This window comes from Actinoplanes sp. NPDC049598, assembly GCF_040675435.1.
GTDB lineage: Bacteria > Actinomycetota > Actinomycetes > Mycobacteriales > Micromonosporaceae > Actinoplanes.
Genome location: NZ_JBFAOX010000002.1, coordinates 549304 through 564537, shown reverse-complemented (window position 1 = coordinate 564537; position 15234 = coordinate 549304). Strand labels below are relative to the sequence as shown.

17 protein-coding genes are annotated in these 15234 nt (G+C 70.3%); 9 read left to right on the top strand and 8 right to left on the bottom strand.

What is annotated here, in order from left to right; all coding sequences use genetic code 11:
* Window positions 1-194 precede the first annotated feature (194 nt).
* Genes AB0J66_RS08565 through AB0J66_RS08555 form a run of 3 tightly spaced genes read right to left on the bottom strand, consistent with a single transcriptional unit; the run spans window position 195 to window position 2574 of the window.
* Window positions 195-1790, bottom strand: coding sequence for a sodium:solute symporter (locus AB0J66_RS08565; protein ID WP_364657333.1), 1596 nt, complete (start codon window positions 1788-1790; stop codon window positions 195-197).
* A complete protein-coding gene (locus tag AB0J66_RS08560; RefSeq protein WP_364657332.1) occupies window positions 1787-1975 on the bottom strand; it encodes a DUF3311 domain-containing protein in 189 nt (62 codons plus the stop codon). Before AB0J66_RS08560 ends, AB0J66_RS08565 begins: the two co-directional genes overlap by 4 nt.
* 38 nt (window positions 1976-2013) lie before the next feature.
* Window positions 2014-2574, bottom strand: a complete 561-nt coding sequence (locus tag AB0J66_RS08555; protein ID WP_364657329.1) for a QsdR family transcriptional regulator — start codon at window positions 2572-2574, stop codon at window positions 2014-2016.
* A 30-nt stretch (window positions 2575-2604) separates the two neighbouring features.
* Between AB0J66_RS08555 and AB0J66_RS08550 the strand changes: the two genes are divergently transcribed.
* From AB0J66_RS08550 to AB0J66_RS08535, 4 genes are all read left to right on the top strand, one after another.
* Window positions 2605-3393, top strand: a complete 789-nt coding sequence (locus AB0J66_RS08550) for an endo alpha-1,4 polygalactosaminidase (RefSeq protein ID WP_364657326.1) — start codon at window positions 2605-2607, stop codon at window positions 3391-3393.
* A gap of 14 nt (window positions 3394-3407) precedes the next feature.
* Window positions 3408-4214 carry an SAM-dependent methyltransferase gene (locus AB0J66_RS08545; protein ID WP_364657325.1) on the top strand — a complete coding sequence of 269 codons (807 nt, stop codon included), beginning with the start codon at window positions 3408-3410 and terminating at the stop codon, window positions 4212-4214.
* Window positions 4211-4936 carry an alpha/beta hydrolase gene (locus tag AB0J66_RS08540; protein WP_364657323.1) on the top strand — a complete coding sequence of 242 codons (726 nt, stop codon included), beginning with the start codon at window positions 4211-4213 and terminating at the stop codon, window positions 4934-4936. Before AB0J66_RS08545 ends, AB0J66_RS08540 begins: the two co-directional genes overlap by 4 nt.
* Window positions 4937-5017: 81 nt before the next feature.
* Complete coding sequence (locus AB0J66_RS08535; protein ID WP_364657320.1) at window positions 5018-5176, top strand: hypothetical protein; 159 nt, start codon at window positions 5018-5020, stop codon at window positions 5174-5176.
* Here the strand turns inward: AB0J66_RS08535 and AB0J66_RS08530 are convergent.
* Window positions 5163-5816 (bottom strand): pentapeptide repeat-containing protein, encoded by a 654-nt coding sequence (locus tag AB0J66_RS08530; protein ID WP_364657318.1) that lies wholly within the window; start codon window positions 5814-5816, stop codon window positions 5163-5165. The genes AB0J66_RS08535 and AB0J66_RS08530 overlap by 14 nt on opposite strands.
* An 18-nt stretch (window positions 5817-5834) precedes the next feature.
* The gene (locus tag AB0J66_RS08525; RefSeq protein ID WP_364657316.1) at window positions 5835-7058 is read right to left on the bottom strand and encodes a pyridoxal phosphate-dependent aminotransferase family protein; all 1224 of its coding nucleotides are present in this window, start codon (window positions 7056-7058) and stop codon (window positions 5835-5837) included.
* A gap of 221 nt (window positions 7059-7279) precedes the next feature.
* Between AB0J66_RS08525 and AB0J66_RS08520 the strand changes: the two genes are divergently transcribed.
* On the top strand, window positions 7280-7720 hold the full coding sequence (locus tag AB0J66_RS08520) for a hypothetical protein (RefSeq protein ID WP_364657314.1): 441 nt from the start codon (window positions 7280-7282) through the stop codon (window positions 7718-7720).
* Between the two features lie 31 nt (window positions 7721-7751).
* On the opposite strand, the gene AB0J66_RS08515 is transcribed toward AB0J66_RS08520, so the two are convergent.
* Window positions 7752-9716, bottom strand: coding sequence for a right-handed parallel beta-helix repeat-containing protein (locus tag AB0J66_RS08515; protein WP_364657312.1), 1965 nt, complete (start codon window positions 9714-9716; stop codon window positions 7752-7754).
* 52 nt (window positions 9717-9768) lie between these two features.
* Window positions 9769-10788, bottom strand: coding sequence for a substrate-binding domain-containing protein (locus AB0J66_RS08510; protein WP_364657310.1), 1020 nt, complete (start codon window positions 10786-10788; stop codon window positions 9769-9771).
* Window positions 10789-11049: 261 nt separating this feature from the next.
* Between AB0J66_RS08510 and AB0J66_RS08505 the strand changes: the two genes are divergently transcribed.
* Window positions 11050-11808: a hypothetical protein gene (locus AB0J66_RS08505; RefSeq protein WP_364657307.1), complete on the top strand. Its 759-nt coding sequence runs from the start codon at window positions 11050-11052 to the stop codon at window positions 11806-11808.
* A 26-nt stretch (window positions 11809-11834) separates the two neighbouring features.
* Window positions 11835-12986 (top strand): class I SAM-dependent methyltransferase, encoded by a 1152-nt coding sequence (locus AB0J66_RS08500; RefSeq protein ID WP_364657304.1) that lies wholly within the window; start codon window positions 11835-11837, stop codon window positions 12984-12986.
* Here AB0J66_RS08500 and AB0J66_RS08495 read toward each other — a convergent pair.
* Window positions 12972-13433, bottom strand: coding sequence for a MarR family transcriptional regulator (locus tag AB0J66_RS08495; protein ID WP_364657301.1), 462 nt, complete (start codon window positions 13431-13433; stop codon window positions 12972-12974). The genes AB0J66_RS08500 and AB0J66_RS08495 overlap by 15 nt on opposite strands.
* Window positions 13434-13502: 69 nt before the next feature.
* On the opposite strand from AB0J66_RS08495, the gene AB0J66_RS08490 reads away from it, so the two are divergent.
* Both AB0J66_RS08490 and AB0J66_RS08485 read left to right on the top strand, forming a co-directional pair.
* Complete coding sequence (locus AB0J66_RS08490) at window positions 13503-14522, top strand: LLM class flavin-dependent oxidoreductase (protein WP_364657298.1); 1020 nt, start codon at window positions 13503-13505, stop codon at window positions 14520-14522.
* Complete coding sequence (locus AB0J66_RS08485) at window positions 14522-15196, top strand: NADPH-dependent F420 reductase (protein WP_364657295.1); 675 nt, start codon at window positions 14522-14524, stop codon at window positions 15194-15196. The genes AB0J66_RS08490 and AB0J66_RS08485 overlap by 1 nt, the downstream gene beginning before the upstream one ends.
* Window positions 15197-15234: the final 38 nt, after the last annotated feature.

Genomic DNA, 15234 nt, shown 5'->3' with positions numbered 1-15234 from the left:
CGTTTTCTTTTTTTTTGTGTGTGTAGTTCAGATGTGTGCTCTGCCGATGTTTCGGGGGGGGGGGGCCCCCGGGGGGGGGGGGGGGCGCCGGCCGCGCGGCCGGCGCCGGCGCGGCCGCGGCCAGGAGAGAGACGGTCATGGCCGGCACGAGGAAGCTCCGCATGCCGACACTATATGTCAGGATATGTCCGTCTCTACCGGCGCACCTCGAGCGAGTCCGACGGGCGGGGGAGACCGTCGAGCAGGGCGTCCAGGCGGCGGAGGCGGGGGTCGTCGGCGTCGCTGTCGTAGTCCGCGGGGCGGGTGGCGTCGGGGCCCGAGGGGACGCCGGTCAGGCGGAGCAGGGCGGTGAGGACGACGGTGACCAGCAGGTTGACGGCGAGGGCGACCAGTCCGACGTAGACAGTGCGGCCGTCGCCCAGGGACCAGCTGGAGCCGCCGAAGTGGGCCTCGGCGACGCGGCCGGCCGCATCGAGGCGCGGGATGTCGTAGAGCATGACGACACCGACGACCAGACCGGTGAGCAGGCCGATGATGAGCGCCTGGCGGTGGAACCAGTTGGTCAGCAGGCCCAGCACGACCGCCGGGACGGTCTGCAGGATGATGACGCCGCCGATCAGCTGCAGCTCGACCGAGTAGGTCGGGTCGAGCAGCAGGATGAACGCCACCGCACCGAATTTGACCGCCAGCGACGCCCAGCGGCTGACGCGGGCCTCCTCGGCCGGGGCGGACCGCGGGCGCAGGTACGGCCGGTAGATGCTGCGGGTGAAGCAGTTGGCGGCTGCGATCGACATGACGGCGGCCGGGATGAGGGCGGCGATGCTCAGGGCGGCGTAGGCGACGCCGGCCGACCACGGCGGGAAATACTCGTGGATCATGCGCGGGACGACGGTGTTGAGGTCGCCGTCGATCGGGGTGACACCACGGGCCAGGGCGAAGAAACCGAGCAGGGCCATCAGGGCCAGGGCCACGCAGTAGATGGGCAGGGCGGCGGCGTTGCGGCGCACGGTGGCCCGGTCCTTGGCCGCGAGCATGCCGGTCAGCGCGTGCGGGTAGGCGAAGATGGCCAGCGCCGAGCCGAGGACCAGGGTGAGGAAGCCGAGCTGGCCGCTGTCGGGCAGCAGCAGGCCGGCCGGCAGGCGCTGCGAAGCCTGGTGGAACGTGGTGTCCCAGCCGCCGTACATGGCCACCATCAGCACGGCCGTCAGCAGCATCCAGGCCAGCAGGACGTCCTTGACGATGGAGAGCAGGGCCGGGGCGCGCAGCCCCGAGCGGAACGTGCAGATCGACACGATGGTGACCGCGGCCAGCAGGGGCAGCTCGCCGCCGAGGCCGACCGTGCGCAGCACCGCCTGCAGCGAGATCAACTGCACGGCGATGTACGGCATGGTGGCGACGATCCCGGTCACCGCGACCAGCGCGCTCAACCCGCGGGAGCCGAAACGGGCGCCCGCGAACTCGCCGTGGGTCAGGAAACCGTGCCGCTGGGCGACCGACCAGATCTTGGTGGTCAGCACGAAGGTGAGCGGGGCGGTGACGATCGCGAACGGCACGGCGAAGAAGCCGATGGCGCCGGCGCCGTAGGTCAGGGCGGGCACCGCGATGAAGGTGTACGCGCTGTACATGCTGCCGCCGAGCAGGAACCACGTGGTCCAGTTGCCGAACGCCCGCCCGGCCACGCCCCACTCCTCGAGCGTCTCCCGGTGCCTGGCCGTACGCCGGTGTGCCATCACGAAGCCGACGAACAGCACGACGGACATCAGGACCACGAAGACGGTGACGTCGGTCATTTCTTCTCCGTCGTCATCAGGTAGACCGCGGTGAGCACGCCGATGGCAAGGAAGGCGCAGAAGAACTGGTACCAGTAGAAGAACGGCACGCCCAGGAGCGCGGGCTCGAGCCGGTTGGTCAGGGGCGTCAGGAGGGGCGCGGCCGCCGGCACGGCCAGCAACCACAAGGCGCGGCGCTTGGGCACGCCGAACCATAAACGTCAGTCGATCGGTGACACCATGGTCACCGGGAATCGTGCGACAGCTGTCGCAAGATCCCTTCGAGCACGCGCTCGGCCAGGGCCGGATCGGCGTGCCGGCCGAGCACCAGCTCGCCGTAGAGGCTCGACTCGATGATCCGAACGTAGAGATAGGCCAGGTCGGTGGTGGCCCCGGTCAGGCCGGCGGCGCGGAAGATCTCGTGCTGGGCCGCCACCACCCGCTCGGTCACGCCGCCGGCGCCGGTCATCAGCACCCGGGCCGCCACGTCGGGCTCGGCCGTCAGGAAACGCCGGTACGGCTCGGCCGCGAGCAGCCGCTCGGTGAAGCGGCGGGTGACCTCCAGGACGCCGTCGGCCCCGGTGGCCGTGCACTCGCGGCGGGCCTCGGACAGCATCCGCTCGGCCAGCCGCCACAGCACGTCGCCCAGCAGCCGGTCGCGGCTGTGCGTGATCCGGTAGAGGGTGGCCCGGCTCACGCACATGTCCTCGGCCAGCCGGGCCATGTCGACCGTCCCGTGCCGGAGGAAGAAACGGCACCCGGCGCGGGTCACCTCGTCGTCGCTCACCACCCGTCGGCTCTCCACCGCACGCACGGTACCGCCTACGGTGGGGGCATGCGGCGGATCTTGGTGGCGGCCCTCGCGGCGCTGGTGGCGGCGGGATGCGACGGCGGTGAGCCGGCCCCGCCGGCGGTGGGCTGGGCCGCGCCGCCGGCCAACGGGCGGTTCGACTATCAGCTCGGAGGCGCCTACCAGCCGGCCGCCGGCGTGACGATCGTCGACCGGGACCGGACCGCGGCGGCCCCGCCCGGTGTCTACGGCATCTGTTACGTGAACGCGTATCAGACCCAGCCCGGCGAGAACGACTGGTGGCGGGCCGAGCATCCGGATCTGGTCCTGAAGAAAGAGGACCCGGACTGGCCCGGGGAATATCTGCTGGACATCACCACCGACACGAAACGGGCCGCCCTGGGCGAGATCGCCGGCGGGTGGTTCGAGGGGTGCGCGACGAAAGGGTTCCGGGCGGTGGAGCCCGACAACCTCGACTCGTACAGCCGGTCGGGAGGTCTGATCTCGAAGAGCGACGCCGTCGCGTACGCCCGGATCCTGGTGGCGAAGGCGCACCGGAACGGGTTGGCCCTCGGGCAGAAGAACGCCGCCGAGTTCGACGGCCGGAGCATCGGGTTCGACTTCGCGGTGACCGAGGAGTGCGCGGTCTTCGACGAGTGCGATGCCTATCTCGACCGCTACGGCGACCAGGTGTACGAGATCGAATACACCGACAACGGCGTCGATGCCTACCGTGAGGCGTGCCGGGATCACGGCGCGCGCATCTCCGTCGTCCTGCGCGACCGGGACGTCGTCCCACCGGGCGAGGCGGGCTATCACTACGAATCCTGCTGATCTAAGGTTCCCCTGTGGACCCCGTCGCCTCCGGCATCGACCCCAACGTCCCCCACCCCGCCCGGCGCTACAACTACTGGCTCGGCGGCAAGGACAACTTCGCCGCCGACCGCGCCTCCGGCGACGAACTTCAAAGGCTCTTCCCGGCCGTACGCCTCGGAGCGCTGGCCAATCGGGCCATGCTGCAGCGGGCCACCCGCTTCTTGGCCGCCGAGGCCGGCATCCGGCAGTTCCTCGACATCGGCACCGGCCTGCCCACCGCCGACAACACGCACGAGGTCGCGCAGCGCGTCGCCCCCGAGTCGCGGATCGTCTACGTCGACAACGACCCGCTCGTCATGGTCCACGCCCGGGCTTTGCTCAACAGCAGCCCGGAGGGCCGTACGGCGTACATCGAGCGCGACCTGAACGACCCCGGCGCCATCCTGGCCGACCCGGCCCTGTCCGACACCCTCGACCTGAAGCAGCCGGTCGGCCTGATGCTCATCGCCGTCCTGCACTTCATCCACGGCGACGGCGCGGCCCAGCCCATCGTCCGCCGGTTGCTCGACGCGCTGCCCTCGGGCAGCTATTTGGTCGCCACCCACGCCACCTCCGATTTCGGCACGCCCGAGCAGCAGGCGCTCTACCGCCAGCTGGTGGAGACCGGCAAGTCCGACGTCTGGACCCGCCCCAAGGACGAGTTCGCCGCGCTCTTCGACGGCCTGGAGCTCGTCGACCCGGGCGTCGTCCCGGCCAGCGAGTGGCGCCCCGACCCCGGCACCGAGATCCCCGCCCGCAACGACATCAACATCTGGACGGCGGTCGGCCGCAAGCCTTGAGCACCTTCCCCCTGGCCGTCCAGGCGAGCGGGCAGGGCCCGACCCTGCTCCTGCTCGCCGGCCAGGCCAACTCCCACGACTGGTGGAGCGGCATCCGCCCGCTCTTCGAGGACCGCTTCCGGGTCGTCACCTTCGACTGGCGCGGTACGGGTGGCAGCCGAGGCCCGGTCGAGGACTGGACCACCGCCGGCTTCGCCGAGGACGCCGCCCGCGTCCTGAACGGCGAGCCCGCCTTCGTCTACGGCACGTCGATGGGCGGCCGCGTCGCCCAGTTCCTCGCCGCCCGGCACCCGTCGCTGGTCGAGAAGCTCGTCCTGGCCTGCACCTCGCCCGGCGGCCGGCACGCCCACGAACGCTCGAACGAGATCCGCCGCCGCCTGGCCTCATCCCGCCGTGACACCCTGCGCGAGCTCTTCTACACCGACGCCTGGTCCGGCCACAGCCACCTCTTCGGCGATCCCACGATGACCCCCGACGAGGCCCGCGCCCACCTGCGCGCCAGCAACCGCCACGACGCCTGGGACGTGCTGCCGCAGATCCAGGCCCCCACCCTGATCCTGCACGGCACCGACGACCTCATGGTCCCCGCCGCCAACGCCCCCTTGCTCGCCGACCGCATCCCCAACGCCACCCTCCGCATCCACGAGGGCGGCCGCCACGGCTTCTTCGACGAGTTCGCCCCTGCCCTCACCCCACTGATCGAGACCTTCCTGCGCGACTGAAAGAGCGCCGGAGGTCACGCCGCCTTCCGTGGCACGTCAAAGACCGTCTCCTGTTTCGAGGACAACGCCCTGCTCAAGTCGGTGCTCGGCGAGCCCGGCCGGGGCCGCGTCCTGGTCGTCGACGGCCACGGCTCGGTGCACCGCGCCCTCCTGGGCTGTTCATCGGTGAGTGCGAGTTGCGCCCCGGCGCCGAGGTGGTCTCGGACGACGACGGGATCGTCTTTCTCTAGCGGTCCTTGACGACGAGGCCCAGGACCTGGGCCAGAGCGGGGGCGGCCTCGGCGAGCTGGTTGACGTCGATGACGGCGCCGCGGAGGGCGTCCCAGCCCTGGGCGATGTCGAGCTCGCGGGCGCCGCGGAAGTCCAGCTTCTTGACGGTGGCCTTGTCGAACCGGGCTCGGCGGATCGCCGAGCCCGGGAAGGTGACGCCGGTCAGGGTGGCGCCGCCGAAGTCGACCTCGGCGAGGTCGCAGTCGCGGAACTCGACGTCCTGCAGCTTGGCGCCGCGCAGGTTCAGGCTGTCCAGCTTGCCGCCCTGCACCACCACGCGGCGCCACTGCGAGCCGTACGCCTGGACGCCGGCCATCGCGCTGTCGAGGATCGTCACGTCGAGCAGCTGCGACTCGCCCCAGCTGCCGCCGATCCAGCGGCAGCGGGAGAGCCACACGTCGTCCAGGCGCACCTTGTCGTAGGCGCCGCCGGTGAAGGTGACGGCCGTCATCGCGCTCTCGGAGAAACGGGAGCCGGCCGCCGCGACCTCGTCCAGCTCGACCGCGTCGAGGTGGATCTCGCTGTGGTCGCCGTCGTGCGCGAGCTGTTCGCCGAGCGGGCGCAGGTACGGCGCGTACGGCAGGGAACTGAGGTCCTGGATCACCGGCATGCCGTGCATCCTGCCTCGTCAGGCGTGGCGGCGTTGCTGGGGGAGGGCCGGGCGCAGGGCGCCTTCCTGAGCCAGCTCGGTGAGCACGTTGTTCAGGTCGGCGACGTGCTGCTCGGTGTGCGCCGCGGTGAGCTGCACGCGGAAGCCGATCTCGTCGCGCGGCACCCCGGGGTACGGCGCCAGCGTCACGTACTGGCCGGCCGCCCACAGCTTCTCGGAGACCGCGATCAGGTCGTGCTCGGGCGAGATGGGGATCTCCACGACGGGGGTGTCGTCGACGTTGAGCGTGTGCACGCCCATCCCGCGGACGTGGGTGAGCAGCTGGTTCGTCAGCCGGTAGAGGTGACCGCGCAGCTCGTCGCCGCGTTTGTCGTTGACGTCGAGCCCGGCCCAGACGGTCGCGAGCGAGGCCACCGGCGACGGCCCGGAGTAGAGATAGGTCGGGGCGGCCACCTTGAGCTGGTTCTTCACCGCGGTGGGCAGGGCCAGGAAGGCCAACAGCGAGCTGTACGCCTTGGAGAAGCCGCCCACGAGGATGACGTTGTCGTACGTCTCGCCCGAGTGCTTGACGATCGCGTTGCCGCGCAGGCCGTACGGCGAGGTCTCGTCCGGCCCGCGCTCGCCGATGACTCCCATGCCGTGGGCGTCGTCGACGTAGAGCGTCGCGTCGTACTCCCGGCACAGCTGGGCGTAGACCTTCAGGTCCGGGATGTCGCCGGTCATGCTGTTGACGCCGTCCATGGCGACCATGACCGGCCGGGCCGTGGCCTCTTTGAGCAGGCGGGTCAGCTCCTCGACGTCGCCGCTGCGGAAGCGCTTCATGGTCGCTCCCTGGCCGCGGGCGAAGACGCAGCCGTCGTAGATGGTGCGGTGGGCCCGGCTCTCCATGATGACCGTGCCCTGGCCGACCAGGGCCGGGATCACGCCGAGGTGGATCTGCGAGATGGTCGGCAGCAGCAGCACGTCCTCGGCGCCGAGCAGCTCGGTCAGCCGGTCCTCGAGATCCGGGTAGATCTTCGGGCTGCCCAGCATGCGCGACCAGCTCGGGTGCGTTCCCCAGCGGCGCAGCTGCGGCTCGACGGCCTGGATGATCTCCTCGTCGAGGTCGAAGCCGAGATAGTTGCAGGACGCCCAGTCGACCAGCCAGTCCTGGCCGATCCGGATCCGGCGACCGTCGATCTCTTCGATCACGGCGTCGTACATGCGGCTGTTCTGACGAAGGTCCTCGATATCGTGCGTCATCGCCGGCACTTGTGAACCCCTTTCACCATTGGATCACTCTCGCACCTACCCGGGTGATCGTCGATCAACCGAAAAACGTCAGACCGACACCCGGCTCAAGGCGCCGCCGCGGCGGCCGACCGGGCCTGCTTCGCGCTCGGCGAGATCGTCTACTGGATCCAGGTCTTCCTGATCGTGCCGTACGTCCGTGACGGCAGTCTCGGCTCCTGCTGGTCCTGGCCGTGCTGGCCCGCCTGGTGACCGGCCGCGGCGACCGGCCGCCGGCGTTCTTCCTGTTCGTCGGCAGCGTCCTGGCGCTGCTGGTGGCCGACATCGCGTACACCGTCACCGGCCTGATGGGCGTCTACCAGCCGGGCAGCATCGTCGACCTGGGCTGGCCGGCCATGCAGGCTTTCGGCGGCGCGGCGGCGCTGTACCCGTCGGTGACCGCGCTGTCGCGCCCGGGCCCGCCGGCCTCCCAGGGTGCGGCCCCGCGCCTGCGGGTGGCCGGCCTGGCCGTGGCCAGCCTGACCGCGCCGGCCCGCCCGGTCTACATCGGCGCCAGCATCGGCGTCATCACCGCCGCCACCGGTGCCGACCCGGACGGCGAGCTTCGCCGCGCCGACTCGGCCATGTACGCCGCCAAGGCCGGCGGCCGCAACCGCATCCACCGCGGCGCCTGAGGACGAATCAGGCGCCGCGGTGGCACCTGGATCACCAGATGCGGGTGCGGGTGCTTCCGGAGGCCAGCGTCGAGATCGGGCCGGCCGCGGCGGGCTGGTCCGACGGGCGCTGGGTGCCGGTCAGGTCGGTGGAGATGACGGCGGGGGTGCCGTCCGGCTCCTCGAAGTCGGCGTCGGCGAAGCGGACCCGTTCGAGGTCGCGGCCGCCGACGGCGGTGAAGCGGGCCTCGTCGAAGGCGGCCGGCAGGTCGGTCTCGAGGTAGACCTCGTCGCCCTCCTCGACCACGCGGAACGTGGCGTCGCCGATCACCCGGGGGCCGGTCTCGCCGTTGAACGGCTCGGCGCCGGTGGCGTAGACGTTGCCGCGGGCGTACACGGCCTGCAGCACGTCCAGGTAGCGCTGGTGGTCGCCCGGCGGCTGGTCGTTGATGCGCTGGAGGTACTCGTCGAACGAGGCCGGGTGCTCGTTGTAACCCCCGAGGCCGTAGGACGGCAGCGCCTCGCCGTCACCCCCGTGGCCGTACGCCTGCGTGAGCTCGCCGCCTCCGAAGATGTTGCCGATGTAGCGGTCGTCACCCCCGCGGATGTACGCGTAGCCGGCGACCTGGGTGCTGTGCGGCTGGTGGTACGGGGTGGCGCGGTCCATCACCGCTTCGAGGCGCACGGTGCCGGCGAACAGGTTGCCGACGAACGCGCCGCCCTGGCTGAACGACTCGTACGACGCGCGGGAGCCCAGCACGTTGTGGTCGACCAGGAACGGGCCGTGGCTGACCTCGATGAACAGGTCCCGGTTGTTGTTGTAGAAGACGTTTCGGGTGACCCGGGTGCCCTGGGTCTGCCAGTCGAGCCAGATGCCGAGCGACGTGTCGTGGATGCGGTTGTGCCGGATCTGCACGTCGATCGCGGCGTGCAGCTTGATGCCGCCGATCTCGTAGCCGTAGTACTCACGCTTGAGCGCGATGTTGTAGATGTGGTTGTCCTCGATCGTCGAGAACACGCAGCCGAGGTGGCCGACGACGCCGTTCTGGCCGCAGTCGTAGATGGTGTTGCGGCGCACCACGTGCGAGCCGATGTGCTCCTTGTCCCAGCCGATCTGCCGGGCCGAGAAGACCGACTCGAGCTGGTACTGGTAGCCGGGCTTGTCGCCGCGCTCGGTGGCGTAGTTGTGCCCGGTCGAGGCCTCCTTGCCGAGCGAGACGGCCGAGGTCTTGGCGTCGTGGATGACGTTGTCCTCGATGATCCAGCCCTTGGCCCAGTTGGGGCCGATCAGGCCGGGCTGGTCGGCGGTGGGCGGGGTCCACGGGGTGGCCGCCTGGGCCAGCTCGAAGCCGCGCACGGTGATGTAGTCCAGGTGCGGCACGAGCGGGTAGAACACCGAGCGCCGGACGTTGATCTCGGCCAGCTCGGTGTTGGGGTCGGCGCCCTGGAAGTTGGCCCAGATCGTCGTGGTCTCGGCGCCCACCTCGGCGTACCAGACCAGCTTGGTCTGCTCGACGTTGCGGACCTGGTCGTCGAGGGCGGTCCAGTTGTCGAGCACGGTGGTGCGCGCGGCCGGGTTGTCGAGGTCGGCCCGCGAGGCGGCCTCGTAGAAGCTGAGGCCGTTCAGGTAGACGTCCCCGAGGTGCTTGCGGGGCGCGCCGGCCGGGTAGACGATCCAGTCGCCGGCGACCTCCTCGGCGTACGGGTTGAAGCCGTTGAAGATCTTGTTCTGGACCGTCGCCTTCCAGACCGTGCCGCCGTCGGAGACCCAGTCGGTGATCCGCTCGGAGCCCTTGATCACCACGTGCTCGCCCTCGGCGGCCGTGTAGGTGATGCGGCGGGCGTCGCTGAGGCCGCCGCGGCGGGGCGTGACCCATTCCCGGTACTCGCCGGCGTGCACGATGACGGTGTCACCGGGGCGGGCCAGCTCGGCGGCGCGGTTGATGGTCCGGAGGGGCTGCTTCTCCGAGCCCTCGGCGTCATCGGATCCGGTGGTCGCCACGTGGAGGAGCGTCATGTCAGGCCTTTCTCAAAGGGGGCGGCCTCCAACGTAACTTTGCGAAACATTCTCAGTCAACGTTCGAAACTTTCGAGGTCGACTTCCGGACGATCAGCTCGGCCGCCAGCTCCACCCGGGGCGAGTCCAGCGGCTCGCCGCCGGCCAGCCGCAGCAGCCGCCGCATGGCCACCCGGCCCATCTCGGCGAAGGGCTGGCGCACGGTGGTCAGCGGGGGCGCCGACCACTGGGAGACCGGCATGTCGTCGAAGCCGACGATGCTGACGTCCTCCGGGATGCGCCGGCCGAGCGTGCGGGCGGCCTCGATCGCCCCCAGCGCGAGCGTGTCGTTGCAGGCGAACAGGGCCGTGACCTGCTCGTCCGACGTCAGGAGGGCCGTGGCCGCGGCGAATCCGGCGTCGAAGGTGAACGGGCCGGAACGGACCAGGCCGGGGGAGGGCGTGAGGCCGGCCTGCGACAGCGCGGCCTGGTAACCGTGCAGCCGGGCGATGCTCACGCCGCGCTCCGGCGGCCCCTCGATGAAGCCGATCCGCCGGTGCCCGAGGCCGGTGAGGTGCGTGGTGGCCGCCATGCCGCCCTGGAAGTTGGTGGCGCCGACGCTCGGAATTTCCGGGGAGGGGACGTCGACCGGGTCGATGGTCACGATGGGGATGCCGCGCTCGACGAAGTGTTCCCACTGCTTCGAGGTGATGCTCGAGGTGACCAGCACGACGCCCTCGCGGTGGGCGCTGGCGGTACGCCGGGCCCAGGCCGCACCGCGCGGGTCCTGCGGCACGAGCCCGACCACGACGTCCACGTCCTCGGCGGCCGCGGCCTCCAGCGCGCCCTTGAGGATCTTGAGATTGTTGGGCGTCTCCATGGCGTCGAAGACCATGTCGACGGTCCGCACGCCGGTGGGCGTGCCCTGGGTGCGGCCGACGTAGCCGTGCTTCGCGAGCAGCGCGCCGATCCGGGCCCGGGTGTCGGCGGCCACGTCCGTCCGGCCGTTGACGACCTTGGAGACCGTGGGCACCGAGACGCCCGCTTCCCGGGCCACCGCCGCCAGGGTGGCCCGTCGCTCAGCTCCACTCATTCGAAAACTATCGCAACGTTTCGAAGCCGACGTCAAATGTCGGTTTGTGCGGCGAGTACTAGCCTTCAAGGCCTAAACATTCGCGTCCGTGGTGAGTGGACGACGGTGCGTGATGGGTGTTCGGCGCCACCTTTGCCGCGAGCTGGGAAATCGCATTTTCCATAGCATCCTGGCTAGTCAAGTCGGTCTATTGACCGGGTCGGCATGATGCTTGTCGTGACAGCGGAATCGCGAACGGGAAGACGGCGCCGGCCGGACCCGATGACGTATGACCGGCGGCCGGTGAATCCGCGCGAGTTCATCCCGGCGCCGGCCCGGCGCTCGCATGCCGCGCCGGTTTATCCGGCCGATCTGCCCGAGCGCGGCGAGGCCATTCAGGCGCTCACCCGGGACGTGCTGATCCGCCGCTCGCTCGACGTCTCGCCGACCGCCTTCATCACGATCATCAGCATCATCCAGGGCGTGGCGCTGGGCCTGCTCGCGCAGAACACGTTCGCCCGGCCCAGCCTCCTGGTGGGTGTGCAGAGCGCGGCCATGCTGATGGTGCTCGTCTCGGTGTTCTATTACTACCTGACGATGAGCATTCTGCTGCGCTGGGCACCCTCCTTTCTCGACTGTTTCCTGCCGTTCGCCATCGCCTCCCTGGAGATCCCCGGCGCGTTCTTTCTGGGCAACGCCAAGGCGTGGAATCTCTGGCTCGGCGCGTTCTGGTTCGGCACCTTCATCGGTTTGTGGATCACCAAGAAATGGTCGCCGCCGTCGCACTTCGGCGACGAGACCGGCGCCCACCGCACGCTGCACGACCTGCTGCACGAGTTGCGGCTGACCGCCGGGCTGGGCGCGATGACCGTGGGCTGGTGCGGCCTGTTCGCCGCGCTGATGCCGTTCAATCCGCTCTTCTGGGGGCTGCTGGGGGCCGCGATCGTGCTCGCCACCGTGGGCATGGTGGTCGCGCGCACCGAGCTGCGGGCCTCCCAGATCCACGCCCGCTACGGGGTCAATCGGCCACCGTTCAATTGAGACCGGAATCGTGTAATGATCGCGGCATGAGGCGGCGAGCCACAGCCGACGTCATCGGCCGGCGTTACGACGAGTTCTTCCGTGAGCGCACCCCCGTGCCGTTCCAGGTCCTGGACCACGACGGCGCCACCCACAGTTTCGGCGTCACGGGCGACGCCCCACCCCGCTACACGGTGATCGTGCGCGACGAGGAGGGCCGCGACGCCCTGCTCTCCCTCGATCAGCTGCAGGTCGCGCTGGCGTACCTCCGCGGTCATCTCGACGTCGACGGTGACCTGGCCGCGGTGCTGAGCATGCGGGATTTCTTCTCCGACCTGCATCCGATCGCCTTCCTCGGGCGCTGGATGCCGTCGCTGTGGCACGGCAGGACGGAGCACGACAACCGGGCCATCTCCCAGCACTACGACGAGGATTCCGACTTCTTCCTGACCTTCCTGGACTCCCGGCACCGCTGCTACACCCAGGGCGTCTTCGCCGCGGACGACGAGCCCCTGGAAGACGCCGTGACCCGCAAGCTCGACATCGCGCTCGACGCCATCGGCGTCAAGCCGGGCGACCGGGTCCTCGAGGTCGGCGGCGGCTGGGGCGCGTTCTCCGAGCACGCGGCCCGCCGCGGCATCGACGTCACCACGGTCACCCTGGCCGCCGAGTCCGAGCGCTTCCTCAAGGACCTCTTCGAGCGCGAGCAACTGCCGGTCACGGTCGTCCGCCAGCACATCCTGCGCTACGAGAACGACCGGCCGTTCGACGCCATCGTCAACATGGGTGTCACCGAGCACCTCCCGGACTACAGGGCGACACTTCAGACCTACGCGCGTCTGCTGCGCCCCGAGGGCAAGGTCTACCTCGACGCCCTCGCGATGCGGCGCAAGCACACCGCCTCGACCTTCTTCAAGCAGTACGTCTACCCGGGCCGCTCGGCCCCGCTGCTGCTCCACTCGTACCTGCGGCACGTGGCGCACTCGCCGTTCGAGCTCCTCAACGTCGAGGACGACCGGCACAACTACTTCCTGACCTGCCGCGCCTGGGCCCAGCGCCTCGACGCCCGCCGCGAGGAGATCGTGGCCCGCTGGGGTGACGAGCTCTACCGCCGCTTCCGCATCTTCCTGTGGGGCTCGGCCTCCGGCTTCGACACCCGCCTGGTCCAGGCCTACCGCTGGACGTTACGGCTGACCTAGGCGCGCCCGCAGTGCGGCGGCTATCTCGGCCGCCGCGCTGATCTGCTCCGGGGTGAGCGCGTCGACGAACAGCTCGCGGATGGCCTTCAGGTGCGGGATGGTGGCCGCGTCGAACGCGGTCTTACCGGCGGTCGTGACGATGACATGCGCGCCGCGGTTGTCCGTGACGCACTCCTCGCGGCGGATGAGACCCCGCCGCTCCATGCGGCCGAGGTGGTGGGAGAGCCGGCTGCGTTCCCAGCCGATCTCGGCGGCCAGCTCCGAGGAGCGCAAGCGGCCGCCATCGGCCTCGGTCAGGGCCAGCAGGACGGAATAGTCACCCGGCGACAGGCCGGTCTCGTCGTGCAGGCGGGTGCCGATGCGCGAGCGCAGCACCTCGGTCGTCTCGAAGAAGTCGCGCCACGCGGTGAGTTGCTCCCTCGTCGGGAGGCGACGGGTGCCGGGCATAAAGTTTGACCTCCGGTCGTTGACACGTCCATCATAGCGATTGACACGTCAATCACCTGGAGGCAGGCCATGACCGATCTCATCCTCGGTCTCGACACGTTCGGCGACGTCCCGGAGGGTCTCTCGCACGCCGCGGCGATCCGGCAGGTCGTCGACGAGGCCGTCATGGCCGACGAGCTCGGCGTCGACGCCATCGCGCTCGGCGAGCACCACCGGCCCGAGTACAGCATCTCCACCCCGGAGACGGTGCTCGCCGGCATCGCCGGGCGCACCAAGCGCATCAAGCTCGGCTCCGGCGTCACCGTGCTCAGCTCGGACGACCCGGTCCGCGTCTTCCAGCGCTTCGCCACCGTCGACGCGCTGTCCAACGGCCGGGCCGAGGTGATCCTGGGCCGCGGCTCCTTCACCGAGTCGTTCCCGCTGTTCGGCTACGACCTGAGCGACTACGACGTGCTGTTCGAGGAGAAGCTCGACCTGTTCGTGAAGCTGCTCGACGAGCAGCCGGTCACTTGGAGCGGTACGACCCGGGCGCCGCTGACCGACGCCGACGTCTTCCCCAAGACCGAGTCGGGCCGGCTGGCCACCTGGGTCGGTGTCGGCGGCTCGCCGCAGTCGGTCGTGCGCACGGCCCAGCACGGGCTGCCGCTCATGCTGGCCATCATCGGCGGGCAGCCGGAGCGCTTCGCCCCGTACGTCGACCTCTACCAGCGCGCGGCCGAGCAACTCGGCACCGTGGCGCACCCGGTCGGCATGCACTCGCCCGGCTTCATCGCCGACACGGACGAGGAGGCCAAGGAGCGCTTCTACCCGTACTACAAGACGCAGATGGACCGGATCGGCGCCCTCCGCGGCTGGCCGCCCCTGCAGCGGGCCCAGTTCGACCAGGAAGTGAGCCACGGTTCGCTCTACGTCGGCTCGCCGGATACGGTTGCCCGCAAGATCACGCACGCGGTCAAGGCGCTCGGCGTGGGCCGCTTCGACCTGATCTACACGGTGGGCGCGCAGCCGGTCAGCAACCGTTCGCACGCCGTCGAGCTGTTCGGCTCGAAGGTGGCGCCCATGGTCCGCGACATGATGACGGAGAACTGATGACGACCGTTGGCATCCTGGGCGCCGGCAAGCTCGGCACCGTGCTGGCCCGGCTGGCCCTGGCCCACGGGTACGACGTCCTGGTGGCCGGCTCCGGCGACCCGGCGAAGATCGCGCTGATCGTGAAGATCATCACGCCCGGCGCGGTCGCGGTGACCGCCCTGGAGGCGGCCGAGCGGGCGGACATCGTGATCCTCGCCCTGCCGCTCGGCAAGTACACGACTCTTCCGGTCGGGGCGCTCAGCGGCAAGACGGTCGTCGACGCCATGAACTACTGGTGGGAGGTGGACGGGATCCGTGACGACCTCACGGACCCGCGCACCTCCTCCAGCGAGATCGTGCAGGAGTTCCTGCCCGGCTCGCGCGTGGTGAAGGCGTTCAACCACATGGGCTACCACGACGTCGAGGGCGAGTCCCGGCCGGCCGGGGAGCCGGGCCGCAAGGCGATCGCGCTGGCCGGCGACGACCCGGGCGCCGTGGCCGAGGTGGCCGCCCTCATCGACACGCTCGGCTTCGACCCGGTGGTGGCCGGGCTGCTGGCCGAAGGCGTACGGATGGAGCCGGGCACCGAGCTGTTCGGCGCGAACACCGACGCCACCGAGGTCCGCGCCATGCTCGACCGCTTCCCGGCCTCCGAGCGGGGCCGGGTGGTGAGCGAGGCGCGCGCCTCGTAGGCGGGGCGTGGTCAGTGAGGCCTGCACCTCGTCCGCGG